Below are 22,678 nucleotides of genomic sequence, written 5' to 3'. Positions count from 1 at the left end.
GATGGTAGCCCATAATTTTTGCGCACAAGAACTCTTAGGCTTCGCGCAGGCAAAAAAAAGCCCCTCGCAAGCGAGGGGCCTTTCTTGAAGTGGTGGAGATGGCGGGAGTCGAACCCGCGTCCGAAGGCGTTTAATCTCCAGATCTACATGCTTAGCTCACCGTTAAGTCTCGTCCACCGACAGCACGGCGTGCTAAGCGCACCGGCGGACATACCTGATTGATCTAGCGTCAGCCCCACAGGCGGAGAGGCTTTCGGCGGTCTCATGATAGTGACCCTACACCGGCGAGCATGAGCACAAGACCGGTTCGGGGGTTTGGCCTTTTTTAGGGGCCGGACAGCTTAGGCGGCGAGAGCCACCGAGTTGTCACCGTAGTAGTTGTCATTGGCAACTATATGTTTTGCAGCTGGTTTAACGAGGAAAGCTACCCCCTCGGCATGCACCAGTAGATCGCACTACCCCCGTCGAAACCAAAACATCCCCGGGGAAAACGTGGTGAACCTACGCGACACAGTATATGGCCGGGGTAGGGCAGTCACAATGGGCGCCCGCGAGATCCGGTGTAGGCCTACACCGTCTGGCCGTGTGGGGGATCCCGGAACAATGGCCATTTGCGCCAGTTTTCCCCTACAGACCCTGTCGGTGTTGCCTTGCTTGACTAAGTGATTGTTCGAGCGGAGAATTAATGGCTAGCGACTGGGCAGAGACGCGTATGCGCCTCCTGCGGGGCTTAGGCCCTGCCCCAGACGCTTTTTTTATGTCCGGCTCAAGGATGGATCGGTATGTATATCTGTTACCTCGATGAATCGGGTACGACGGAGCGTGGCGACTCCTCGCTGCACTTCGTGCTCGTCGGTCTCGCGATTCTGGCTCCTTCATGGAAGGACAAGGATGCCCAGGTGGATGCGATCAAGCGCCGCTATGGGCTTGAAGACGCTGAGATCCACACTGCCTGGATGCTTCGGGAATTTGCGGAGCAGCACACCATCCCTTCATTTGAAGGCTATGACTGGGGCGATCGTCGGCGCATGGTGATTGCGCAGCGTACCCAGAACCTTGCCAGGCCGAGGTCGCGGGCTGGCCTGAAGGCGCTCACACTTAACTATCGGAAGACGGTCGCGTACATACACCTCACTCGGGATGAGCGGCGGCAGTGTGTCGCAGACCTGGCTGATCTCATCGGATCGTGGGCGGACGCACGGCTATTCGCGGAGGCCCAGCGAAAGAGCTCGTTGCCTGATGGCGCGGGCGACTTCGAGGAGGCGTTCGAGCAGGTCGTGACCCGCTTCAATACTTGCCTGAAGAATGTCGGTGGGATCCATGGACTCCTTGTCCAGGACAACAACGAAACGATGGCGGATCGTCTGACGAAGCAGATGCGGAAGTTTCATCGCGACGGCACGACGTGGGCAAAAGACATCGAGTTTGTCGTCGAAACGCCGCTGTTCGTCGATAGCGAGCTGACCTCGATGGTTCAGCTCGCCGACCTGTGCGCATTTGCGATTCGACGCTTCTTCGACCAAGGCGAGGAGGACCTTCTTGATCGGATCTCGCCGGTCTTCGACAGAAAGCTCAATAGGCTTGTGGGCATTCGCCATTTCACCCGGGCTGACGCCTGCGAGTGCCGGATCTGTCTTGAGCACGGACGAAAGCCCGCTCGGTGAGGGCGCCGCTGGCACGCCCTCACGCCTTGGCCCTTAGCCCATACGGTTGTGCGACCGCATCACCCGCTGCTTATCGATAGCCCACTCGCGCTCCTTGTCGGAGTTGCGCTTGTCGTGTTCCTGCTTGCCCTTGGCCAGGCCGATCTCGCACTTCACCTTGCCGTTCTTCCAGTACATGGCGGTGGGGACGAGGGTGTAGCCCTTGCGCTCGACGGCGCCAACCAGGCGGTCGATCTCTTCACGGTGGAGCAGCAGCTTGCGGGTGCGGCGGTCGTTGGCCACCACGTGGGTGGAGGCGCTGATCAGCGGCGGGATCTGGGCGCCGACGAGGAAGACCTCGCCGTGCTCGATGATGGCGTAGCAGCCTTCGCCGAAGTTGATCCGGCCGGCACGCAGGGACTTCAGCTCCCAGCCCTGGAGGGCCATGCCGCATTCGAAGCGCTGGTCGATCTGGTATTCGTGGCGCGCGCGCTTGTTCAGCGCGATCGTGCCGCGGCCTTCTTTTTCCGTGTCCTTTGTCTTCGCTTTCGCCATGTCCGCTAAAATCTTCCGAATCGGTCCCTGATACGAGGCCGGCGGGTCCGTGAGCCGGCAAATACGACGAGGTCTATCCAGTGATTGAAATCCGCCGCAGTGCGATCGTGCCTTTCACGCCCGCGCAGATGTTCGACCTGGTCAACGACGTTGAAGCATACCCAAAGCGCTTCAACTGGTGTGACGCTGCCACGATCGTGGAGCGCGAGGAAAATGCCCTGGTCGCCCGGCTCGACCTGAAGTTCGCCGGGATGAAGCAGAACTTCACTACCCGCAACACCATGGAGCGGCCGGAGCGGCTGACCATGAAGTTCGTGGAGGGGCCGTTCCGCTCGCTCGATGGCGTGTTCAGCTTCCAGCCCCTGGGGGATATGGGCTGCAAGATTGCCCTCGAGCTGGATTTCGACTACGCCGGCCTCGGCGGCTCGGTGTTGAAGATGGGTTTCCAGCAGCTGGCAAACAAGATGGTCGACGATTTCTGCGATGAGGCGCGCCGCCAGTATGGCTGAGCTCCCCATCGAGGTGGCTTACGCCGGGCCCGAGGGGCAGGCTGTCGTGGCCTTGGTCGTGCCAGAGGGCACCACGGCCTGGCAGGCTGTCGAGCGGGCCTTGCCGCAGCTCCCGGCTGGCGTCCGGCCCGATGAGGGGCGGATTGGCGTGTTCGGGAAGAAGGTGGAGGCGGAGCAGGTTCTGGCCGCGGGCGATCGGGTGGAGATCTACCGGGCGTTGACGCTGGATCCGATGGAGGCGCGGAGGAGGCGGGCGGCCCGGTAGCCTTTTGGGTATCCCGGGCGCCTGATCGCGCGCAAGCGCGCTCCTACAAGGGCGGGGCGTGAGCCCCGCACCGGGTTACTTCTTGTCGTCGCTGGAGTCGCTGCCGCCGCCGAAGACGCCGCCGTCGTCCTTCTTGTCGTTGGCGCTGGTGTTCTTGTCACCCTTGGCGTCGTCGATCGGGTTGCTCTTGTACTTCTTGGAGTCTTCCAGCAGCTGCTGGGCATCCTGCTTGAAGAAGTCGCCCTCGGTCTTCACCAGCGTATCGTTGTTGAAGGTGAGGGTGAGCGTACGCGTGGTCATGGGCTTGCCACGGTGCGAGAACGTGGAGACGTAGTCCCAGCGGTCGTTATCGAACGGCGAGATCACCGAGGGGGTGCCCAGGAGCACCAGGACCTGACGCTTCGTCATACCGGGCTGCAGCTGGTCGACGTTTTTCTTGTCGAGCAGGTTGCCCTGCTGCACGTCCGGGACGTAGACCAGGTTGCAACCTGCGACGGCGGTTGCCAGGAGGACCGTACCCAGCGTGCGGATGAGCTGCTTTTGCATGCGATGAAGCGTCCAGATCGTGAAGCGAGCGATGATACACTAAGCGCCTGACGGCACCGCGAGAAGAGGTCTGAGATGGACCAGGAAACCCAAGAGCTCCGCAAAGCGGGCCTTAAAGTCACCCATCCGCGCATGCGGATCCTGCAGGTCTTCGAAGAGGCGGACGAGCGCCACCTCACAGCCGAAGACATCTACAAGCGCCTGCTTGCGCACCAGGAGGACATCGGTCTTGCCACGGTTTACCGGGTACTGACCCAGTTCGAAGCAGCTGGCATCGTAATGAAGCACAACTTCGAGGGCGGCCAGGCTGTCTACGAGCTGGACCGTGGCAAGCATCATGACCACATGATCGACGTTGACAGCGGGAAGGTCATTGAGTTCATTAGCGAGGAGATCGAGCGCCTCCAGCACGAGATCGCCGAGCGGCATGGGTACGTCATCGAGGACCATAGTCTGGTCCTGTATGTGCGGCCCAAGAAGAAAGGCCGCTAAGTCGCTGGCGTAAAAAGAAAAGCCCCCGGTTTCCGGGGGCTTTTTTGTGCCCTGTAGGAGCCCACCCTGTGGGCGACGCCGTTCGCCAAAAAGCCACAGGGCCTGTGGCGGTGGGGCGAAAAGATGTCGCCCACAGGGTGGGCTCCTACCGGGTAGGGCGCGGTGTTTCGGAGGGCGCAAATAAAAACGCCGCCGGTGGACTCCTGTCCACCGGCGGCTGATCCGGTTAACCGGGTGGTTCGTGGATCGCGAGTTGCTCGCAGATCCCGTACACCACCTAGTGCCGGCGAGGCTGACATCCTGTCGCCTCTTCAGGTCGATCGTCCCCACGATCGACCTGGGCTCACCGTCTCTCGACGGCGGCTCCCCCACATCGATGTGAGGATCGTAACGAAGCGTTCACGAACCGGCTATTGGAAAATTTCCTATGTTTGTTCCGATACTTGTGCTGCGAAGCAACACGCGAAGGTGAAGTCCGACGGGCTCCGGGACGATGCGGAAGACGCCCCCAAGGGCGGTAATCCGGTCGCTCATGCCCTGCAGGCCGCGGCCGCCGCCGTCGGTGCGGACGGGGCGGGGCGTGGAGGGCAGGCCATGGCCGTCATCACGAATATCCAGGACCGCCACGGGGCCGCTGTCACGCAGGCCGATGCGCAGGCGCAGGCGGAGCTCTTTTGCACCCGAATGGCGCACGACGTTGGTGGCGCTCTCCTGGACCACGCGGTAGATGGCGGTCAGGGTGTCATCGTCGAGCAGGCGGGGCTCGCCACGCAGGTCGGTCACGTAGTGGATGCTCGCGGCGGTCAGCATGTCGCGGATCGGGCCCTCGTCCAACGCCCGGAGCAGGCCGAACTCGTCCAGTACCGAGGGGCGCAAGCTATCCAGCATCTTGTGCAGGGCCCGGCGCATGTGGCCCAGGATGCCGTTCACGGCCGTCCCGATGTCATCCAGGCCCGCGTTGCCCAGCCGGTTCTGGGCCAGCTTCAGGTGGGTCTGGATGGCGGTGAGGTTCTGGCCGAGCTCGTCGTGGAGCTCCGAGGCCATATGCCGGCGCAGGTTCTCTTCGGCCTGCAGGTTGCCGCGGGCGGCGTCGCGTAGCTGGCGGGCCAACTGGTCGAGCCGCTGGTTGGCGGCGGCCAGGTGGGTATTTTGCTGGGCCACGCGCTCGCTGCTGCGGCGGAGGGCGTCGGTGGCGGCGCCGAGCATGAGGGTGCCGGTACCGGCGACGGCCAGGAACAGGTGGGCGGCGGCCGTGGGGGCGCCGCGGCCGATCATGTCCTCGGTGACATTCAGGCCCACGCTGGTGATCAGCATGGCCAGGCCGGCGCCGCGCCAGCCGTGGCGGAAGGCGAAGAACAGCACCGGAGCGAGCGAGAGCACGCGGGCGAACTGGGGCTGGGGCGAGTATTCGGCCAGGGTCACCAGGATCGCCAGGGAGGGCAGCATCACCAGCAGGCCGTCGAGCAGGAGCTCCGCCAGGGCGGTCTGGGTCGGCCGTTCGCGGAACACGAGGACCATCACCGGCACGGTGAGCAGCACGCCGAGGTAGTTGCCGAGCAGGTCGCTGCCGAAGGTGGTGCCGAGCATCTCCACCGGAGCAGCCGGATGCAGTGAGGCCATCATGGCGGCATTGCCCGCGGTGGCCACCGTGGCCGTGACCATCGCCGAGAGCAGCAGGCGGGCGACGTCCTCGGGGGTGTTCAGGCTGGCGTGGAGGTGCGCGCGGCGGAGCAACCACAGGCACGCGGCCACCATCAGCGGTTCGGGCGTGTCGCCCAGCACGAAGCCGGCGCCACCAATGGGCAGGCCGCTGCGCCACTCGCAGAAGGCGCTGGCGGCGATTTCGCCACCGAGGATCCAGAACCAGTCACGGGTGCGGGTGAGCAGCAGGGCGCCAAAACGCAGGCCGAACGGGAGCACCCAGTAGGGCTGCTCGGTCGGCCAGAGCATCACCCAGGCCAGCGCATAGCTGATAGCGATGATGGGGCCGGCGAAGCGTGAGAGGGTGCTAAGGCGCATACCCCTGAATGTTACACGGCGGATGTGGCGTCCTGACGCGCGATGAGGGCAGATGCGCACATTCGGTTGAGTACTGTTACATTCTGCCCATGCCAAGAATCGTCCTTGTAGATGACCACGCCATCGTCCGTGAAGGTTTCAAACGGCTGATCCAGCTGGAACCCGACCTGGATGTGGTCGCCGAAGCTCGCAATGCCGATGAGGCTGTCGATGCGGTGACCCAGCATCGCCCCGACCTGGTGGCGGTCGATCTGTCGTTGCCTGATGGCAGCGGCCTGCCGTTGATCGAGCACCTGGGGAGCATCGAGCCCAGCATGCGCATCATCGTGTTGAGCATGCACGATGGCGAGCCGTACGTTTCCGAAGCCATGCGCCGTGGTGCGCGTGGGTACGTGACGAAGGGTGTTGCGCCGGAGGAGCTGGTGGCGGCTGTACGTGCCGTGCTGGCGGGCGACCAGTACCTCAGCTCCGATCTGCGGGAGCGTCGTTCGAGCCGGTCCACGCAGGATCTGGACCCCTTCAGCCGCCTGACCGCTCGCGAGCGCGAGGTGTTCCTGTTGCTCGCGGCTGGCCGCGCGCCGAAGCAGGTAGCCGCGGAGCTGGGGATTGGCCAGAAGACGATCTACATCCACCGCGCCGCAGTGATGAACAAGCTCAACGCGGGGTCCGAACTGGACCTGTACCGCATGGCCCAGGAACGCGGCCTGATCCGCACCTGACAAAACACGGCCGCTGCCACACGGCGCGGCCGCTCTCCACACGACGCGTCCATCCTCCACACGACGCGGCCGCCTTCCACACGACGCGACCGCTCTCCACACGGCACGGCCGCTCTCCCTGTAGGAGCCCACCCTGTGGGCGACGCCGTTCGCGAAAGACCCACCCGGCCTCCAGTGGTGAGGCGAAAGATGTCGCCCACAGGGTGGGCTCCTACGGGGGGGGGGCGCGTTAGCTTTGCGCCTTGTCGAGCATCTTTTTCGCGTGCGCGCGGGTTTCTTTCGTGATTTCCACGCCGCCGAGCATGCGCGAGATTTCCTCGCGGCGGCCGCTGGCGTCGAGTGCCTTGATCCGCGTGCGGGTCGATTCGCCGTTGCTTTCCTTCGCCACGTTGAGGTGGTTGTGGCCTTGCGCGGCGACCTGCGGCAAATGGGTGACGCACATCACCTGCACGCGCTCGCCGAGGGCGCGCAGTTTCTGGCCGACCACTTCGGCGACAGCGCCACCGATGCCGGTATCCACTTCGTCGAAGATCATGCAGCCGATGTTGTCGTTGCCCAGCGTGGCTACTTCAATCGCCAGGCTGATGCGGGCGAGTTCGCCGCCCGAGGCCACCTTGCGTAGGGCACGCGGCGGCTGGCCAGGGTTGGCGCTGACCAGCAGTTCGCAGCGCTCGCGGCCCTGCGGATCCGGATCGTCGCCTTCGGCCGGCTCCAGTGCCACTTCCAGACGGCCACCCGACATGCCGAGCTCGCCCATGAGGGCGGCGACGGAGGAGCCGAGGCGTTCCGCCGCTTCCGCGCGTGCCTTGGACAGGCCGGCGGCAGCGGTGTCGTAATCGGTACGCAGGCGATCGCGCTCATGGCCCAGGCGCTCGAGTGCATCGCCGGCGCCCTCGAGTTCCGCCAGGCGTTCGCGGAGTTCCTCGGCCTTCGCCGTCAGTTCTTCGATCGGCAGGCGGTAGCGGCGCGAAAGGTCGTGCAGATGGGTGAGGTGGGTATCCACCTCGGCCAAGCGCTCGGGGTCGAGTTCGACATCCTGCGCGTAGCGGCCAAGGCCATCCACCGCTTCGCCCACCTGGATCTGCGCACTGTCGAGCAGTTCGAGGGTGGGCGCGAGCGTGGTGTCCAGTTCCGCCAGCCGGGAGAGTTCCGCGTGGGCGCGGAGCAGGGCGCGGCCGATGGCGAATTCGCTTTCGCCATCCAGCAGTTCCACGACGCCGTTGGCACCCTCGGCCAGCCGGCCGGCGTTGGCCAGACGGCGGTGTTGGGCTTCCAGGTCTTCCAGCGCCGCGGGAGCCAGGGCCCAGCGGTCGAGTTCTTCGAGCTCGTGGGTGAGCAGTTCGATCTGGTGTTCGCGATCGTCGCCGCCTGAGAGCTTGCGGATTTTCGCCACCGCCTCGCGCCAGGCCTTGGCCAGGTCGCGGACGCGGCCCTGGGCCTCTTCATTGCCCGCGAAGGCATCGAGCAGGGCCATCTGGTGCTGGCGCGAGAGCAGGGCCTGGTGCTCGTGCTGGCCGTGGATCTCGACGATGAGCGCCGCCACGGCCGACATCTGCGCCAGGCTGGCCGGGCGGCCGTTGATCCAGGCCTTGGAGCTGCCCTCGGCGCGGATCACGCGGCGCAGGTGGCAGGTCTCGCCATCATCCAGTTCTTCCTGGCGCAGCCAGCCCAGCGCCTCGGGCAGGCCGGCCAGATCGAACTCGGCGGCCAGCTCGGCGCGGTCGCTGCCGGCGCGGACCATGCCGCTATCGGCGCGGGCGCCAGCGAGCAGCATCAGGGCATCGACCAGCAGGGACTTGCCCGCACCGGTTTCGCCACTGACCACGGTGAGCCCGGGGCCGAAGGCCACTTCGGCTTCTTCAACGACGGCAAACTGGCGGACGTAGAGCGACGTGAGCATGGGCACCGGGGTGGCGGATGGAATCACGCCAATTGTAGCGGGAGCCGCGTCGCAGGAACCGAGACTTGCAAGCCGCGCGCGCAGACCTTATTGATAGCGCCTGCCACCCGACCTTAACCTCCGACGCGCATGAACCCGTTCTCCGGCCAAGACATTGATGCTCGCGCGCGGCGATTGTTGCGTACCCTGATCTCCCAATACCTGTCGGACGGCGAGCCCGTAGGCTCACGCACGCTGGCGAAGTCCTCTGGCCTGGAAGTCAGCCCGGCGACCATCCGCAACATCATGGCCGACCTGGAAGAGGCCGGCCTGGTGGCGTCGCCCCACACCTCGGCGGGCCGTATTCCTACGCCGCGGGGCTTGCGCCTCTTCGTTGATAGCCTGCTTGAGCTGAAGCCGTTGCCGCGCGACGACATGGCGCGCCTGCAGGGTGGCCTGCCGCCGCACCAGACCACCACGCGCGACCTGCTGGGCAACGTGTCGAACCTGCTTTCGGCGATGACCCACTTCGCCGGCGTGGTCACGGTGCCGCGCCAGGGCGACTTCCCCCTGCGCCACATCGATTTCGTGAACCTGCCCGATGCCCGCGTGCTGGTCATCCTGGTGTTTTCCGATAATCAGGTGCAGAACCGCGTGGTCCAGCTTTCCCGGCCCATCGACGGCCGCGAGCTGGAGCAGGCCTCGAACTACCTCAATGCCCACTTCGCCGGGTTCCGCCTGGCGGATATCCGTGCCCATCTGGCCGCGGAACTGCGTGAAGCTGGCGGCGAGCTCAACCGCCTGCTGGCCAGCGCGGTGGAGCTGGCCACGGCGTCCTTCGGCGACGAAGGCACCGACGACGTCCTCGTCAGCGGCCAGACGAACCTCATGGGCTATTCCGAACTGGCCGATATCGACCGCCTGCGCGATCTTTTCGACGCCTTCCAGCAGAAGCGCGAGCTGCTGCAGCTGATGGAAAACTGCGTCAAAGCCCCCGGCGTCCGGCTTTTTATCGGTGAAGAATCCGGCTTTTCAGCCCTCGATGGCTGCAGCGTGGTCACCGCCACCTATGGCACCAGCGGCCGCATGCTGGGCGCGATCGGAGTTATTGGACCGACGCGTATGGCATATGAGCGGGTCATTCCCGTGGTACAAGCCACCGCCGGATTGCTGAGTGACGCCTTGAATCGGGCCGTAGCGACCTCATAAACCGGCTCGGGAGGCGGGTTTATTAATTCCCGCGAATGTCCGGCCCCCTGGCGGGGCCGGTTAGCTGACATTTGGAGTAATCATGCAGAACAACGATCCCCACGCGACGGATCCCGGGCAGGACAGCGGCGCCGACGTCAACGCCGATCTCGACGCGCTGACCGGCCGGCTGGCAGCCCTCGAAACCGAGCTGGCCCAGGCGCGCGAGACGGTGTTGCGCGAACGGGCGGAGATCGAGAACCAGCGTCGCCGCCTGCAGCGTGACCTGGACCAGGCCCGCCGCTTCGCCAACGAAAAGCTGCTGGGCGATCTGCTCCCGGTGTACGACAGCGTGGCCCTGGGCCTCGCCAACGAGAACGCGGATGCGAAGACGCTGCGCGAGGGCCTCGAGCTCACGCTGAAGCAGCTCGAAAAGGTCACCTCGTCGAACGGCCTCGTGCTGGTCGACCCGCTGCACCAGCCGTTCAACCCGGAGCACCACCAGGCGATCAGCGCGGTCGATTCGACCGAGCACGCGCCGAACACCGTGGTGGCCGTGGTCCAGAAGGGCTTCGTCCTCAACGACCGCCTGCTGCGCCCGGCGCTGGTCGCGGTCGTCAAAGACAGCTGAACGCAGTCTCACAACGCATTGAATTGATGGGGTAAGACCCCATTTCCACAAACAGTCGCGGCCGCGGGGGCCGCATTGAAATTCGGAGCACGTTTTATGGCCAAGATCATCGGCATCGACCTCGGTACCACCAATAGCTGCGTCGCCGTCATGGAGGGCACCACGGCACGCGTCATCGAGAACGCCGAGGGCGATCGCACCACGCCGTCCATCGTCGCGTTCACCAAGGACAACGAAGTCCTCGTCGGTGCGCCGGCCAAGCGCCAGGCTGTCACCAACGCCAAGAACACCTTCTACGCGGTGAAGCGCCTCATCGGCCGCAAGTTCACCGACGCCGAAGTGCAGAAAGACATCAAGCTCGTTCCCTACGGCATCGTTGCGCACGATAACGGCGACGCCTGGGTGCAGACCGCCGACGGCAAGAAGATGGCACCGCAGGAGATCTCCTCGAAGGTGCTCATGAAGATGAAGAAGACCGCCGAGGATTTCCTGGGCGAGTCGGTCACCGAAGCGGTCATCACCGTGCCGGCGTACTTCAACGACAGCCAGCGCCAGGCCACCAAGGATGCCGGCAAGATCGCCGGTCTCGACGTCAAGCGCATCATCAACGAGCCGACCGCGGCCGCGCTGGCCTATGGCCTCGACAAGACCTCGACGGCTGACCGCAAGATCGCCGTGTACGATCTGGGCGGCGGTACCTTCGACGTCTCGATCATCGAAATCGCCAACGTCGACGGCGAGAAGCAGTTCGAAGTGCTCGCCACCAACGGCAACACCTTCCTCGGCGGTGAAGACTTCGATAACCGCGTCATCGATTACCTCGTGGAAGAGTTCAAGAAGGAGCAGGGCATCGACCTGCGCCAGGATCAGCTCGCCCTGCAGCGTCTGAAGGACGCCGCCGAGCGCGCCAAGATCGAACTCTCCTCGGCGCACCAGACTGACGTGAACCTGCCGTACGTCACCGCTGACGCCTCGGGCCCGAAGCATCTCAACATCAAGCTGACCCGCGCCAAGCTCGAGTCGCTGGTGGAAGATCTGGTCAAGGGCACCATCGAGCCGTGCCGCACCGCGCTGAACGACGCCGGCCTGCGTGTGTCGGACATCAACGAGGTGATCCTCGTCGGTGGCCAGACCCGTATGCCCAAGGTCCAGGAAGCCGTGAAGGACTTCTTCGGCAAGGAAGCGCGCAAGGACGTCAACCCGGATGAAGCCGTCGCCGTGGGCGCCGCGATCCAGGGTGGCGTGCTCGGCGGTACCGTCAAGGACGTGCTGCTGCTCGACGTGACCCCGCTCTCGCTGGGTATCGAAACGATGGGCGGTGTCATGACCAAGCTCATCGAGAAGAACACCACGGTGCCGACCAAGGCCTCGCAGACCTTCTCCACCGCCGATGACAACCAGACCGCGGTGACGGTGCACGTGCTCCAGGGTGAGCGCGAGCGTGCCAACGCCAACAAGTCGCTCGGCAAGTTCGACCTGTCGGGCATCCGTTCGGCCCCGCGCGGTACGCCGCAGATCGAAGTCACCTTCGATATCGATGCCAACGGCATCCTGCACGTGTCGGCGAAGGACAAGGACACCGGCAAGGAACAGAAGATCGAAATCAAGGCGGGCTCGGGCCTGTCCGAGGACGAGATCAAGCGGATGGTTGAAGACGCCGAAGCGAACCGCGAAGAGGACAAGAAGTTCCACGACCTCGTCCAGGTGCGCAACAAGGCCGACCAGCTCGTGCACCAGACCCGTTCGCAGCTGAAGGAGCATGGCGGCAAGATCCCGGCCGAGCAGCTCGCCAGCATCGATGGCGCGGTGTCCGATCTTGAGAAGGCGAAGGATAGCGACGACAAGTCGGCCATCGAGTCGAAGATCGCCAACCTCGAGCAGATCGCCCAGTCGCTCTACGCGGCAGCCCAGTCGGGCGGCGCGTCGGATACGGCGCAGCAGTCGGCTCCGGGCGGCGGTTCGGCCCAGCCGGACGACGTGGTCGACGCCGAGTTCACCGAAGTCAAGGACGACAAGAAGTAATCGTCCCGATGATGGGGGCAGGTGGCGCGGGTAGTTTCCCGCGCCACTCGTCAGATGTATTAACGACGCGACCGCGCCGGGGCGAAAGCTACCGGCGCGTTTGTCCGTCCAAGGGAATGCAACACGCAACATGAGCAAGCGCGACTACTACGAAATCCTCGGCGTCGAACGCACCGTCACCGAAGGCGATCTTAAAAAGACTTTTCGTCGCGTCGCGATGAAGTACCACCCTGACCGCAACCCGGATGATCCGGAAGCGATCGACAAATTCAAGGAAGCCAAAGAGGCCTACGACATCCTCTCTGACGCCCAGAAACGCGCGGCCTACGATCAGCATGGCCATGCCGCGTTCGAAGGCGGTGGCTTCGGTCGTGGCGGCGCCGGTTTTGGCGACGTCGGCGACATCTTCGGCGATATCTTTGGCGACATCTTCGGTGGTGGCGGTGGCCGCCAGCGTGCGCGCCGCGGCGCCGACCTGCGCTACATCATGGAGCTCGATCTCGAAGAAGCCGTGTTCGGCATCGAGAAGAAGATCGAGATTCCCACCCAGGTCAATTGCCACCACTGCAATGGCACGGGTTCGGAAGACGGCAAGGTTTCCACCTGCAGCACCTGCGCCGGCCACGGCCGCGTGCGCATGCAGAACGGCATCTTCTCCATCCAGCAGGCGTGCCCGACCTGCCATGGCTCCGGCCAGAAGATCGACAAGCCCTGCAAGAAGTGCCACGGCGAAGGCCGTCTCGAAGAAGAGCGCACGCTCTCGGTGCGTATTCCGGCGGGCGTCGACAACGGCGATCGCATCCGTCTGACCGGGCAGGGCGAAGCTGGCCCGGCCGGTTCGCCGGCGGGTGACCTGTACGTGGAAGTGCACGTGCGCGAGCACGCGATCTTCCAGCGCGACGGATCCGACCTGTTCTGCGAAATGCCCATCCGTTTCGCCCAGGCCGCGCTGGGTACCGAACTGATGGTGCCGACGCTCGATGGCGAGGTGGCCGTGAACGTGCCGCCGGAAACCCAGACGGGTCAGCAGATCCGCCTGCGCGGGCGTGGCGTCAAATCGGTGCGCGGTGGCCGCACGGGCGACCTCATCTGCACCGTGGTCGTCGAAACCCCGGTCCGCCTCACCAAGGAACAGCGCGACATCCTGCAGCAGTTGGAAGCCACCTTCGTCGGCGAAGACGCCGCGAAGCACACCCCGCGCTCGAACAGCTTCATGGATGGCGTCAAGGACTTCTGGTCCAAAGTCACCTCCTGAGCGGGCAGCACCCGCCGATCGTCGTACCTTGTAGGAGCCCACCCTGTGGGCGACATCTTTCGCCTCACCGCAACAGACCCTGTTGCTCTCCCGCGAACGGCGTCGCGCCCAAGCGCGCTCCTACAAGGGCGTCGTCGCGTTCGATGCATCGGCGCCCTCAGGGCGTCGTCTCCTGACCCGGCATCACCCGTTGCCCGTCGCGCCTTGTAGGAGCCCACCCTGTGGGCGACATCTTTCGCCTCACCGCAACAGGCCCTGTTGCTCTCCCGCGAACGGCGTCGCGCCCAAGCGCGCTCCTACAAGGGCGTCGTCGCATTCGAGGCGTCGTCGCATTGGAGGTGTCGCCGCGTTCGATGTACCGCCATGTTCGAGGTGTCGTCGTGTTCGCGGGCGTCGTCGCATTGGCGGGGGTGAACGATTAGGATGAGCCTCTTTGCGATTTAGAAGGCCCATCCCCATGACCCGCCCCATTCGTCTCGCCATCAGCGGTGCCTCTGGCCGCATGGGTCTTGCGCTGCTTAACCTTGTGCGCGACGACGAGCGCTTTGAGCTGGTGCGCGCGGTGGTCTCCGCTTCCTCCGCCCGCTTGGGCAAGGCTGCGTACGGCGACGTTTCCGCGCTGCGCTTCACGACGTGGGATGACGCCACGGGCATCGATGTCGTGATCGACTTCAGCGGCCCTGAGGGCCTTGGTGCGGCGCTGGATGTCTGCGAGGCGACTGGCGCGGCGCTGGTTACCGGCACCACGGGCCTCGATGCCGCCATGGAAGATCGTCTCATCCACGCCGCCGAACGCATCGCCGTCCTGCGCGCCGCCAACTTCAGCCTCGGCGTGGCCGTACTTACCCGCCTGCTGCGCGAAGCCGCGGCCGCCTTGCCGGGCTGGGATATCGATATCGTCGAGGCCCACCACGGTCGCAAGGAAGATGCGCCCTCCGGTACCGCGCTGGCGTTGGGCCATGCCGCGGCCGCTGGCCGGGACGCGAAGCTTGATGATCTGGCCGTCTATGCCCGCGAGGGCCGCCCCGGTGCCCGTCAAGCCGGCACCATCGGCTTCGCTGTCGTCCGCGGCGGGGATATCGTCGGCGAGCACCAGGCGCTGATCATGGGGCAGGGCGAGCGCATCGAGCTCGGCCACCGCGCCACCGATCGCAGCATCTTCGCCCGCGGCGCCCTTGAAGCCGCCGCCTGGATGGCCGGCCGTGCCCCCGGCGCCTGGACCATCGAAGACGTGATCGCCGCCCGGGTCTAGAAACCGTGTTAAGATCCGCGCCGATGTCATTGGGGAGTAGCCATCCTCGTTCCCCCTGAGGAGTTCGCGTCAACAGACTTGGTGGTCCCCGGACCCCATGGCGCGAACGGCAGTAGCGTGTGGAGAGCACGCTGCCGGCCCGGCGAGACCTTTGGCCATCGACATGCTTACCCGAGGCCGGGCGAGCGGTGTCGTTGTGCCATCGGTATTCGTGCGCTCGCCCGGCCTGTTCCTATTCCATGCTGCTGACAACCTTCCTTTTCCTGGTCTCGGCCGGGGCTATCTATTTCACCTGCGAATACTTCGTCAACGGCGTTGAGTGGTTTGGGCGCAAGCTCAACCTCGGAGCCACGGCGACCGGCACCGTGCTTGCGGCGTTTGGTACGGCCCTTCCTGAAAGCGCCGTCACCTTCGTGGCTGTCATGTTCGGCAAATCGCCGGAGGCCAAGGACATTGGCGTGGGCGCCGCCCTCGGCGGCCCGCTTGTTCTCGCGACGATCGCCTATGCCGTCGTAGGTTTTGCCTTATATCTCAACCGTAAGCGCCTGAAGCGCACGGATTCCCGCGTCCGCGTGGATCACCAGCGCCTCGCCCGCGACCAGTCCTGGTTCCTTGCCATCTTCGTGGTGAAGGTGGGCTTGGGCCTCATCGCCTTCGCCTGGAAGCCCTGGCTGGGCGTGCTCTTCCTGCTGGCTTACGGCCTGTACGTGTGGCGCGAAATGCGCGACGACAGCTCGGCGCCTGAGGATGAGGACGAGTTGGAGCCGCTCAGCTTCCGCCCCCGCGATGCCGATCCGGCCATGAAATGGGTGTTGCTGCAGACCGGCCTGGCCCTGGTGGTGATCGCCATCGCCTCGCGCGTCTTCGTCTGGCAGCTGGAGGCCTTCGGCGAGTTCTTCCATCTTTCGCCGCACCTGGTCGCCCTGGTGCTGAGCCCGGTCGCCACCGAGCTGCCGGAAACCGTGAATGCGCTGATCTGGGTGCGACAGGGCAAGGAGCGGTTGGCGTTGGCGAACATTTCGGGCGCCATGATGATCCAGGCCACGATCCCGAGTTCGCTGGCGCTGTTCGCCACCCCGTGGCTGTTCGATACGCCGCTGATCGTGGCGGGTGTGGTCACCATGGTGGCCGTCATCGCCCTGTGGGCCATGTTCCGTCGCGGCGCGGTCGAGGCCCGCTGGCTGATGCCGATCGGCCTGCTGTACGGCGTGTTCGCCGTGTTCGTCGGCTGGTATTTCGGGGCCGCCTGACCGCTCGCACTGCGTTTCCAAACGGCGCCGCGCCATCGTAGGAGCCCACCCTGTGGGCGACATCTTTCGCCTCACCGCCGCAGGTCCTGTGGCGTGGTCGCGAAAGGCGTCGCCCACAGGGTGGGCTCCTACAACGACGGTACCGGTGCGAGGTTTTGGTGGGCGGCGTGGCGTTTAGTCGCGGTGCGAGGCGTTGCGGTCGCGGTCGGCGCCGACCTTGCGGTCGAGCTTGCCGAAGATCTTCTTGAAGGCGCGTGAGAACTTGCCGCGCTTGGTCTTGCGGGCCTTTTCCTCTTCCGAGGTGAGCCACGCCACCTGGATGACCCGGCGCTCGCCCTCGTAGGGCAGGTGCCCGTGGAACGAATTCTCAGAGCGGCGGAAGACCGCGAACTCGCCGTAGAGCGGCTTCAGCTCGGGGGCCACGGTGTCGTCGATGTTGTCGATCGAGCCCAGGAAGCGCAGGCAGCCGTCACTGGTATCCGGCCACATCGGGTTTAGATAGATCAGCGCCGTGGCGATCTTCGACTTGCTGTCGGTGTGGATCGTGCCGTGGCGGCGATTGAGCAGGCGGCACAAGGTGACCAGGGTGGGGTAGTCCTCCAGGCCCTCGATCTTCAGGTGGCGGCCCACCGCGGCGGAAAACGGGCGCGAGGTCATCTGGCCCACCAGCTCGTTCACCGACGGGCCGCAATCGGCGGCGTCGTAGGGGAAGAACCCGGCGCTCGAGTACTGCGGGAAATCCCGGTCGAGCTCGCTACGGGCCTCATCGGGCAGCTGGCCGTGGGCGATCATGAACGAGAAGGGCTCGTGCCGGATGTCAGTATCGGGACGATCCAGGCGGGAGGGGTCGAGCAACATGGCGGGCATTTCTCGGTCAGGTACCACTAATGGCCATTGTATCGTGCCAGAACGGGCATCTGGCACGTAATCCTACGTAATTGTTCAGTCTAAGCCGGTGGACAGAAGGGCCTCTCACGCCTACAATTCTTACCCGCCCAAACGTTCCCATCCCCAAGGCCCACGAGCCGCTATAAAGCTGGCTTGCGGGCTTTGCTGCACCCGAAGGCGGCCATCCCATGCGTACTCCTGCTCTGCTTGCTCTCGAAGACGGCAGCGTTTTTCACGGCCACGCGGTCGGTGCCCACGGTGAGACCGTTGGTGAGGTGGTGTTCAACACCGCCATGACCGGTTATCAGGAAATCCTGACCGACCCGTCGTACAACCAGCAGATCGTCACCCTCACGTACCCGCACATTGGCAACACCGGTACCAACGACGTCGACGTCGAAGCCCCGCGCGTCCACGCGGCCGGCCTCATCGTGCGCGATGTGCCGCGCCTGGCCAGCAACTGGCGTAGCCAGGAACCGCTGCCGCATTACCTTGAGCGCCACAACGTCGTCGCCATCGCTGGCATCGATACCCGCCGCCTCACCCGCATCCTGCGTGAGAAGGGCGCCCTGAACGGCTGCATCGTCGCTGGCGACGCCATCGATGCCGACGCCGCCGTGGCCAAGGCCAAGGGCTTCCCGGGCCTCAACGGCATGGATCTCGCCAAGGTCGTCAGCACCAAGACCACCTACCAGTGGGGCGAGGGCGTATACGACCTCGACAAGCAGGCCTTCTTCAACGCGCCGAAGAAATTCCGTGTGGTGGCCTACGACTTCGGCGTGAAGCAGAACATCCTGCGCCTGCTCGCCGGCCGTGGCGTCGACATCACCGTGGTCCCGGCTGAAACGCCGGCCGCCGACGTGCTCGCCATGAACGCCGATGGCATCTTCCTGGCCAACGGCCCGGGCGATCCGGCCGCGTGCGATTACGCCATCGAGGCGACGAAGCAGATCCTCGCCACGAAGATCCCGGTGTTCGGCATCTGCCTCGGCCACCAGATCATGGCGCTGGCCATCGGTGCGAAGACGCTGAAGATGAAGTTCGGCCACCACGGCGCGAACCACCCGGTGAAGGATCACGACACCGGCCGTGTGCTGATCAGCTCGCAGAACCATGGCTTCGCCGTGGATCCGAAGACGCTGCCGGCCAACGTGCGCGTCACCCATACCTCGCTGTTCGACGGCTCCCTGCAGGGCTTCGCCCTCACGGACCAGCCGGCGTTCTGCTTCCAGGGCCACCCGGAAGCGAGCCCCGGCCCGGAAGACGTCGGCTACCTGTTCGATACGTTCATTGCCGCGATGGAAGCGCACAAGGCGAAGCAGGCGTAACACGCCGCTCGCCCCACACCTCCATCCAGCCTTCGATTCGCGAGAAAAACCATGCCAAAGCGCACCGACCTAAAGACCATCCTCATCATCGGCGCCGGCCCGATCGTTATCGGCCAGGCTTGTGAGTTCGATTACTCCGGCGCCCAGGCCTGCAAGGCGCTGAAGGAAGAGGGTTACCGCGTCGTCCTGGTCAATTCGAACCCGGCGACGATCATGACCGACCCGGACACGGCCGATGCCGTGTACATCGAGCCGATCAACTGGCAGACCGTCGAGCGCATCATCGCCAAGGAGCGCCCCGATGCGGTGCTGCCGACGATGGGCGGCCAGACCGGCCTGAACTGCGCCCTCGACCTCGCCGACAACGGCGTGCTCGAGCGCTATGGCGTTGAGCTTATCGGCGCGTCGCGCGAAGCCATCCGCATGGCCGAAGACCGCGACCTGTTCCGCAAGGCCATGGCCGACATCGGCCTGGAATGCCCCAAGGCCGCCGTCGCCCGCTCGATGGAGCAGGCGCTCGAGATCCAGGCCACCGTCGGCTTCCCGACCATCATCCGCCCGAGCTTCACCCTCGGCGGTTCGGGTGGCGGCATCGCTTACAACAAGGAAGAGTTCGTCGAGATCGTCGGTCGCGGCCTCGAGCTCTCGCCCACGCACGAAGTGCTGGTCGAAGAGTCGGTGCTCGGCTGGAAGGAATTCGAGATGGAAGTGGTCCGCGACAAGGCGGACAACTGCATCATCGTGTGCTCGATCGAAAACTTCGACCCGATGGGCGTGCACACCGGTGACTCGATCACCGTGGCGCCGGCACAGACCCTGACGGACAAGGAATACCAGCGCCTGCGCAACGCTTCCATCGCGGTGCTGCGCAAGATCGGCGTGGATACCGGCGGCTCCAACGTGCAGTTCGGCATCAATGCCGAAGATGGCCGCGTGGTCGTCATCGAAATGAACCCGCGCGTGTCGCGTTCGTCGGCGCTGGCCTCCAAGGCCACCGGCTTCCCGATCGCCAAGGTCGCCGCCAAGCTCGCCGTCGGCTACACGCTCGATGAACTTAAGAACGACATCACCGGTGGCCTCACCCCGGCCTCGTTCGAGCCGTCGATCGATTACGTCGTCACCAAGATCCCGCGCTTCGCGTTCGAGAAGTTCCCGGCTGCTGACGCCCGCCTCACCACCCAGATGAAGTCGGTGGGCGAAGTGATGGCGATGGGCCGCACCTTCCACGAATCGATGCAGAAGGCCCTGCGTGGCCTCGAGATCGGCAAGACCGGCCTGAACCCGACCGGCCTGGACATCGGCAGCGAAGAAGGCTTCCAGACGCTCAAGCGCGAGCTGCGCGAGCCGCGCCCCGATCGCGTCTTCCACGTGGCCGATGCGTTCCGCGCCGGCCTCTCGCTGGAAGAAGTGCACGACCTCACGCGCATCGATCCGTGGTTCCTCGCCGCGTTCGAAGACATCGTGATGACCGAAGGCGAAGTGCAGCGCCAGGGCCTCACCGCCCTCGACGAGCCGCGCCTGCGTGAACTCAAGCGCATGGGTTTCGCCGATGCACGCCTGGCCGAACTGGTCGGCACCGACGAGGGCGCGCTGCGCCACCTGCGCCGTACCCTGGGCGTGCGCCCGGTGTACAAGCGCGTTGACTCGTGCGCCGCCGAGTTCGCCACCACCACCGCGTACATGTACAGCACGTACGAGGAAGAGTGCGAAGCCAACCCGACCAACAAGGACAAGATCATCGTTCTTGGTGGCGGCCCGAACCGCATTGGCCAGGGTATCGAGTTCGACTACTGCTGCGTGCACGCCGCGCTCGCCCTGCGCGAAGATGGTTTCGAAACCATCATGGTCAACTGCAACCCGGAAACCGTCTCGACCGACTACGACACCTCCGATCGCCTGTACTTCGAGCCGCTGACGCTCGAAGACGTGCTGGAAATCGTCGACCTCGAGAAGCCGAAGGGCGTCATCGTGCAGTACGGCGGCCAGACCCCGCTGAAGCTCGCACGTGCGCTTGAGGCTGCTGGCGTGCCGGTGATCGGCACCAGCGCCGATTCGATCGACCTGGCCGAAGACCGCGAGCGCTTCCAGAAGATGATCCAGAAGCTGGATCTGAAGCAGCCGCCGAACCGCACCGCGCGTAACGCCGACGAAGCGCTGGCCCTGGCCCGCGAGATCGGCTACCCGCTGGTCGTGCGCCCGAGCTACGTGCTCGGTGGCCGCGCCATGGAAATCGTCTACGCCGATGCCGATCTCACGCGCTACATGCGCGAGGCCGTGCAGGTGTCGAACGAATCGCCGGTGCTGCTGGATCGCTTCCTCGACCACGCTGTCGAGGTGGACGTGGATATCGTGGCCGACGCCGACGGCAATGTCCTCATCGGCGGCATCATGGAGCACATCGAAGAAGCCGGCGTTCACTCGGGCGATTCCTCGTGCTCGCTGCCGCCGTACTCGCTGACCCAGGAGGTGCAGGATGAAATGCGCCGCCAGGTGAAGGTGATGGCCCGGGAGCTGAAGGTTGTCGGCCTGATGAATACGCAGTTCGCCATCCAGGGCGATGACGTGTTCATCCTGGAAGTGAACCCGCGCGCCTCGCGTACGGTGCCGTTCGTGTGCAAGGCCACCGGCATGTCGCTGGCCAAGATCGCCGCGCGCGCCATGGCCGGCATCTCCCTGGAAAAGCAGGGCGCCACGAAGGAAATCATCCCGTCGTACTACGCCGTGAAGGAAGCGATCTTCCCGTTCCTGAAGTTCCAGAACGTGGATCCGATCCTCGGCCCCGAGATGAAGTCCACCGGCGAAGTGATGGGCGTGGGCCGCACCTTCGGTGCCGCCTTTGCACGCGGCCACGAAGCGGCCGGCATCAAGGCACCGCCGAAGGGCAAGGTCTTCATGTCGGTGCGTGATGCCGATAAGGACCGCCTGCTGCCGATCGCGAAGGAAGTGGCGACCCGCGGATACACCGTGGTGGCTACCTCGGGTACCGCGCAGTTCTTGCAGGACAACGGCGTGGCGTGCGAGCGCATCAACAAGGTGCTCGAAGGCCGTCCGCACATCGTCGACCTGATCAAGAACGGCGAAGTGGTCTATATCGTCAACACGACGGAAGGCAAGCAGGCCATCTCCGATTCGTTCTCGATCCGCCGTGAAGCGCTGCAGCAGCGCGTCACGTATTCCACGACTGTCGCAGGCGCGCGTGCCCTCGTGCACTCGCTCGATTTCCACGCGGAACCGGAAGTCCACAGCCTGCAGGAACTTCACAAGGAGCTGAAGGCATGAGCGCAACCCGTCCCCCGATGACCGCGGTGGGTGCCGACCGTCTGCGTGACGAGCTGGAATACCTGAAGCGCGTCAAGCGTCCGGAGATCGTCGCAGCCGTGGCCGAAGCCCGTGCGCACGGCGATCTGAAGGAAAACGCGGAATACCATGCCGCCCGTGAGATGCACGGCTTCAACGAGGGTCGCATCAACGAGCTCGAGGCAGCGCTTTCGAACTCGGAAGTCATCGACACCGAGCGCCTTACCGTTGCACCGCGCATTGTGTTCGGCGCGATCGTCGACCTGGTCGATCTGGATAGCGAGGCGGAGGTCACGTACCAGATCGTGGGTGACCTCGAGGCCGACATCAAGAAGTTCCTGATTGCGGTGAGCTCGCCGATCGCGCGTGCGCTGATCGGCAAGAACGAGGGCGATGAGTTCGACTTCAACGCACCGAATGGTACGAAGACGTACGAGATCAAAGGCGTCCGTTACAAGTAACAGTCGTTACACGTAACAAAAAAAGGCCCCGGCAAAAACCGGGGCCTTTTTTATGTCCTGCTGGAGCGCTGACGTTAGATCGCCAGGGCGACCGACACGTCGGCCGTCTTGCGACGGGCCAGGGCCAGGTTCGACTTCGAACGGTCCAGCACCACGTAGAAGAACAGACCCGCGTGCTGCGACACCGGGTTGATGATGTGGTACTGGCCGCTAAGCGTGATCAGGATGTCTTCGATCGACTCCTTGATACCCAGCGCCGACATGGTCTTCAGCTTCGAGCGCACCACTTCCGTGTTGCCTGCCGCAGCGATATCCAGGTCGAACGAGGCGGTGTTGCCGGCGGTACCGAGGCACATGCCGCTATTGGCATCGACCAGCGCAGCGCAAATCGCGCCATCGGTGGTCATCAGGTTGTCGAGCGATTCGTTGAGCGTGGCCATGCTTTCGTTCCTTGGGTGCGTTGTGTTTAGGTCAGGCGG

Annotated in this window: 20 protein-coding genes, 1 other RNA gene and 1 riboswitch; of the genes, 14 read left to right on the top strand and 7 right to left on the bottom strand. The window is 64.6% G+C overall.

The annotated features are described in order from the left end of the window. Positions 1 to 90: 90 nt before the first annotated feature. Positions 91 to 483: a transfer-messenger RNA gene (ssrA, locus tag L2Y96_RS13735) on the bottom strand. A 299-nt stretch (positions 484 to 782) separates the two neighbouring features. Here ssrA and L2Y96_RS13730 point away from each other — a divergent pair. Continuing rightward, positions 783 to 1,664 carry a DUF3800 domain-containing protein gene (locus L2Y96_RS13730; RefSeq protein ID WP_247327021.1) on the top strand — a complete coding sequence of 294 codons (882 nt, stop codon included), beginning with the start codon at positions 783 to 785 and terminating at the stop codon, positions 1,662 to 1,664. Between the two features lie 33 nt (positions 1,665 to 1,697). Here the strand turns inward: L2Y96_RS13730 and smpB are convergent, their stop codons facing one another. Beyond that, entirely contained in the window at positions 1,698 to 2,198 is a 501-nt protein-coding gene (gene smpB / locus L2Y96_RS13725) for an SsrA-binding protein SmpB (RefSeq protein WP_247327017.1), read from the bottom strand. An 80-nt stretch (positions 2,199 to 2,278) separates the two neighbouring features. On the opposite strand from smpB, the gene L2Y96_RS13720 reads away from it, so the two are divergent. Both L2Y96_RS13720 and L2Y96_RS13715 read left to right on the top strand, forming a co-directional pair. Next, on the top strand, positions 2,279 to 2,707 hold the full coding sequence (locus L2Y96_RS13720) for a type II toxin-antitoxin system RatA family toxin (protein WP_247327015.1): 429 nt from the start codon (positions 2,279 to 2,281) through the stop codon (positions 2,705 to 2,707). After that, positions 2,700 to 2,972 carry an RnfH family protein gene (locus L2Y96_RS13715; protein WP_247327012.1) on the top strand — a complete coding sequence of 91 codons (273 nt, stop codon included), beginning with the start codon at positions 2,700 to 2,702 and terminating at the stop codon, positions 2,970 to 2,972. The genes L2Y96_RS13720 and L2Y96_RS13715 overlap by 8 nt, the downstream gene beginning before the upstream one ends. A 75-nt stretch (positions 2,973 to 3,047) precedes the next feature. Here the strand turns inward: L2Y96_RS13715 and L2Y96_RS13710 are convergent, their stop codons facing one another. Continuing rightward, positions 3,048 to 3,518, bottom strand: coding sequence for an outer membrane protein assembly factor BamE (locus tag L2Y96_RS13710; RefSeq protein ID WP_247327011.1), 471 nt, complete (start codon positions 3,516 to 3,518; stop codon positions 3,048 to 3,050). A 75-nt stretch (positions 3,519 to 3,593) separates the two neighbouring features. Between L2Y96_RS13710 and fur the strand changes: the two genes are divergently transcribed. Next, positions 3,594 to 4,010 (top strand): ferric iron uptake transcriptional regulator, encoded by a 417-nt coding sequence (gene fur, locus L2Y96_RS13705; protein ID WP_247327008.1) that lies wholly within the window; start codon positions 3,594 to 3,596, stop codon positions 4,008 to 4,010. Between the two features lie 399 nt (positions 4,011 to 4,409). Here fur and L2Y96_RS13700 read toward each other — a convergent pair whose 3' ends face one another. After that, positions 4,410 to 6,029 carry an MASE1 domain-containing sensor histidine kinase gene (locus L2Y96_RS13700; protein WP_247327006.1) on the bottom strand — a complete coding sequence of 540 codons (1,620 nt, stop codon included), beginning with the start codon at positions 6,027 to 6,029 and terminating at the stop codon, positions 4,410 to 4,412. Positions 6,030 to 6,118: 89 nt separating this feature from the next. On the opposite strand from L2Y96_RS13700, the gene L2Y96_RS13695 reads away from it, so the two are divergent. Further along, entirely contained in the window at positions 6,119 to 6,748 is a 630-nt protein-coding gene (locus L2Y96_RS13695; protein WP_247326995.1) for a response regulator transcription factor, read from the top strand. A 229-nt stretch (positions 6,749 to 6,977) separates the two neighbouring features. Here the strand turns inward: L2Y96_RS13695 and recN are convergent, their stop codons facing one another. Further along, positions 6,978 to 8,648: a DNA repair protein RecN gene (gene recN, locus L2Y96_RS13690; protein WP_247326993.1), complete on the bottom strand. Its 1,671-nt coding sequence runs from the start codon at positions 8,646 to 8,648 to the stop codon at positions 6,978 to 6,980. A gap of 129 nt (positions 8,649 to 8,777) precedes the next feature. On the opposite strand from recN, the gene hrcA reads away from it, so the two are divergent. The 6 genes from hrcA to L2Y96_RS13660 all read left to right on the top strand — a co-directional run bounded on the left by hrcA (position 8,778) and on the right by L2Y96_RS13660 (position 16,225). Beyond that, the gene (hrcA, locus tag L2Y96_RS13685) at positions 8,778 to 9,836 is read left to right on the top strand and encodes a heat-inducible transcriptional repressor HrcA (RefSeq protein ID WP_247326990.1); all 1,059 of its coding nucleotides are present in this window, start codon (positions 8,778 to 8,780) and stop codon (positions 9,834 to 9,836) included. 82 nt (positions 9,837 to 9,918) lie between these two features. Next, entirely contained in the window at positions 9,919 to 10,446 is a 528-nt protein-coding gene (gene grpE, locus L2Y96_RS13680) for a nucleotide exchange factor GrpE (RefSeq protein ID WP_247326987.1), read from the top strand. A gap of 96 nt (positions 10,447 to 10,542) precedes the next feature. After that, the gene (gene dnaK / locus L2Y96_RS13675; protein ID WP_247326985.1) at positions 10,543 to 12,468 is read left to right on the top strand and encodes a molecular chaperone DnaK; all 1,926 of its coding nucleotides are present in this window, start codon (positions 10,543 to 10,545) and stop codon (positions 12,466 to 12,468) included. Between the two features lie 130 nt (positions 12,469 to 12,598). Beyond that, positions 12,599 to 13,723 (top strand): molecular chaperone DnaJ, encoded by a 1,125-nt coding sequence (gene dnaJ, locus L2Y96_RS13670; protein ID WP_247326981.1) that lies wholly within the window; start codon positions 12,599 to 12,601, stop codon positions 13,721 to 13,723. A 457-nt stretch (positions 13,724 to 14,180) separates the two neighbouring features. Beyond that, entirely contained in the window at positions 14,181 to 14,975 is a 795-nt protein-coding gene (gene dapB, locus L2Y96_RS13665) for a 4-hydroxy-tetrahydrodipicolinate reductase (protein WP_247326978.1), read from the top strand. A 19-nt stretch (positions 14,976 to 14,994) separates the two neighbouring features. Next, positions 14,995 to 15,185, top strand: a riboswitch (yybP-ykoY riboswitch). Positions 15,186 to 15,214: 29 nt separating this feature from the next. Then, positions 15,215 to 16,225 carry a sodium:calcium antiporter gene (locus tag L2Y96_RS13660; protein WP_247326965.1) on the top strand — a complete coding sequence of 337 codons (1,011 nt, stop codon included), beginning with the start codon at positions 15,215 to 15,217 and terminating at the stop codon, positions 16,223 to 16,225. A 174-nt stretch (positions 16,226 to 16,399) separates the two neighbouring features. Here L2Y96_RS13660 and L2Y96_RS13655 read toward each other — a convergent pair whose 3' ends face one another. Next, positions 16,400 to 17,092, bottom strand: a complete 693-nt coding sequence (locus tag L2Y96_RS13655) for a 2OG-Fe(II) oxygenase family protein (protein ID WP_247326948.1) — start codon at positions 17,090 to 17,092, stop codon at positions 16,400 to 16,402. Positions 17,093 to 17,301: 209 nt separating this feature from the next. Here L2Y96_RS13655 and carA point away from each other — a divergent pair, with 209 nt between their 5' ends. From carA to greA, 3 genes are read left to right on the top strand one after another with little or no spacing between them, the layout of a single operon-like run. Then, positions 17,302 to 18,441 carry a glutamine-hydrolyzing carbamoyl-phosphate synthase small subunit gene (gene carA / locus L2Y96_RS13650; protein WP_247326942.1) on the top strand — a complete coding sequence of 380 codons (1,140 nt, stop codon included), beginning with the start codon at positions 17,302 to 17,304 and terminating at the stop codon, positions 18,439 to 18,441. Positions 18,442 to 18,492: 51 nt separating this feature from the next. After that, positions 18,493 to 21,720, top strand: a complete 3,228-nt coding sequence (carB, locus tag L2Y96_RS13645; protein ID WP_247326939.1) for a carbamoyl-phosphate synthase large subunit — start codon at positions 18,493 to 18,495, stop codon at positions 21,718 to 21,720. Beyond that, a complete protein-coding gene (gene greA / locus L2Y96_RS13640; RefSeq protein ID WP_247326936.1) occupies positions 21,717 to 22,199 on the top strand; it encodes a transcription elongation factor GreA in 483 nt (160 codons plus the stop codon). Before carB ends, greA begins: the two co-directional genes overlap by 4 nt. A gap of 74 nt (positions 22,200 to 22,273) precedes the next feature. Here greA and L2Y96_RS13635 read toward each other — a convergent pair whose 3' ends face one another. Further along, positions 22,274 to 22,639 carry a hypothetical protein gene (locus L2Y96_RS13635; RefSeq protein WP_247326935.1) on the bottom strand — a complete coding sequence of 122 codons (366 nt, stop codon included), beginning with the start codon at positions 22,637 to 22,639 and terminating at the stop codon, positions 22,274 to 22,276. Positions 22,640 to 22,678: the final 39 nt, after the last annotated feature.

The sequence above is a fragment of the Luteibacter aegosomaticola genome (assembly GCF_023078475.1).
Taxonomy (GTDB): Bacteria; Pseudomonadota; Gammaproteobacteria; order Xanthomonadales; family Rhodanobacteraceae; genus Luteibacter; species Luteibacter aegosomaticola.
Note: the sequence above shows the minus strand (reverse complement) of the source record. Positions and strands in the feature narration are given on the sequence as shown.

Bases quoted from the DNA above. Each gene is read 5' to 3' on its own strand.
- L2Y96_RS13730 (WP_247327021.1), top strand. From the start codon at position 783: ATGTATATCTGTTACCTCGATGAATCGGGTACGACGGAGCGTGGCGAC.
- smpB (WP_247327017.1), bottom strand. From the start codon at position 2,198: ATGGCGAAAGCGAAGACAAAGGACACGGAAAAAGAAGGCCGCGGCACG.
- L2Y96_RS13715 (WP_247327012.1), top strand. From the start codon at position 2,700: ATGGCTGAGCTCCCCATCGAGGTGGCTTACGCCGGGCCCGAGGGGCAG.
- L2Y96_RS13710 (WP_247327011.1), bottom strand. From the start codon at position 3,518: ATGCAAAAGCAGCTCATCCGCACGCTGGGTACGGTCCTCCTGGCAACC.
- fur (WP_247327008.1), top strand. From the start codon at position 3,594: ATGGACCAGGAAACCCAAGAGCTCCGCAAAGCGGGCCTTAAAGTCACC.
- L2Y96_RS13700 (WP_247327006.1), bottom strand. From the start codon at position 6,029: ATGCGCCTTAGCACCCTCTCACGCTTCGCCGGCCCCATCATCGCTATC.
- L2Y96_RS13695 (WP_247326995.1), top strand. From the start codon at position 6,119: ATGCCAAGAATCGTCCTTGTAGATGACCACGCCATCGTCCGTGAAGGT.
- recN (WP_247326993.1), bottom strand. From the start codon at position 8,648: ATGCTCACGTCGCTCTACGTCCGCCAGTTTGCCGTCGTTGAAGAAGCC.
- hrcA (WP_247326990.1), top strand. From the start codon at position 8,778: ATGAACCCGTTCTCCGGCCAAGACATTGATGCTCGCGCGCGGCGATTG.
- grpE (WP_247326987.1), top strand. From the start codon at position 9,919: ATGCAGAACAACGATCCCCACGCGACGGATCCCGGGCAGGACAGCGGC.
- dnaK (WP_247326985.1), top strand. From the start codon at position 10,543: ATGGCCAAGATCATCGGCATCGACCTCGGTACCACCAATAGCTGCGTC.
- dnaJ (WP_247326981.1), top strand. From the start codon at position 12,599: ATGAGCAAGCGCGACTACTACGAAATCCTCGGCGTCGAACGCACCGTC.
- dapB (WP_247326978.1), top strand. From the start codon at position 14,181: ATGACCCGCCCCATTCGTCTCGCCATCAGCGGTGCCTCTGGCCGCATG.
- L2Y96_RS13660 (WP_247326965.1), top strand. From the start codon at position 15,215: ATGCTGCTGACAACCTTCCTTTTCCTGGTCTCGGCCGGGGCTATCTAT.
- L2Y96_RS13655 (WP_247326948.1), bottom strand. From the start codon at position 17,092: ATGCCCGCCATGTTGCTCGACCCCTCCCGCCTGGATCGTCCCGATACT.
- carA (WP_247326942.1), top strand. From the start codon at position 17,302: ATGCGTACTCCTGCTCTGCTTGCTCTCGAAGACGGCAGCGTTTTTCAC.
- carB (WP_247326939.1), top strand. From the start codon at position 18,493: ATGCCAAAGCGCACCGACCTAAAGACCATCCTCATCATCGGCGCCGGC.
- greA (WP_247326936.1), top strand. From the start codon at position 21,717: ATGAGCGCAACCCGTCCCCCGATGACCGCGGTGGGTGCCGACCGTCTG.
- L2Y96_RS13635 (WP_247326935.1), bottom strand. From the start codon at position 22,639: ATGGCCACGCTCAACGAATCGCTCGACAACCTGATGACCACCGATGGC.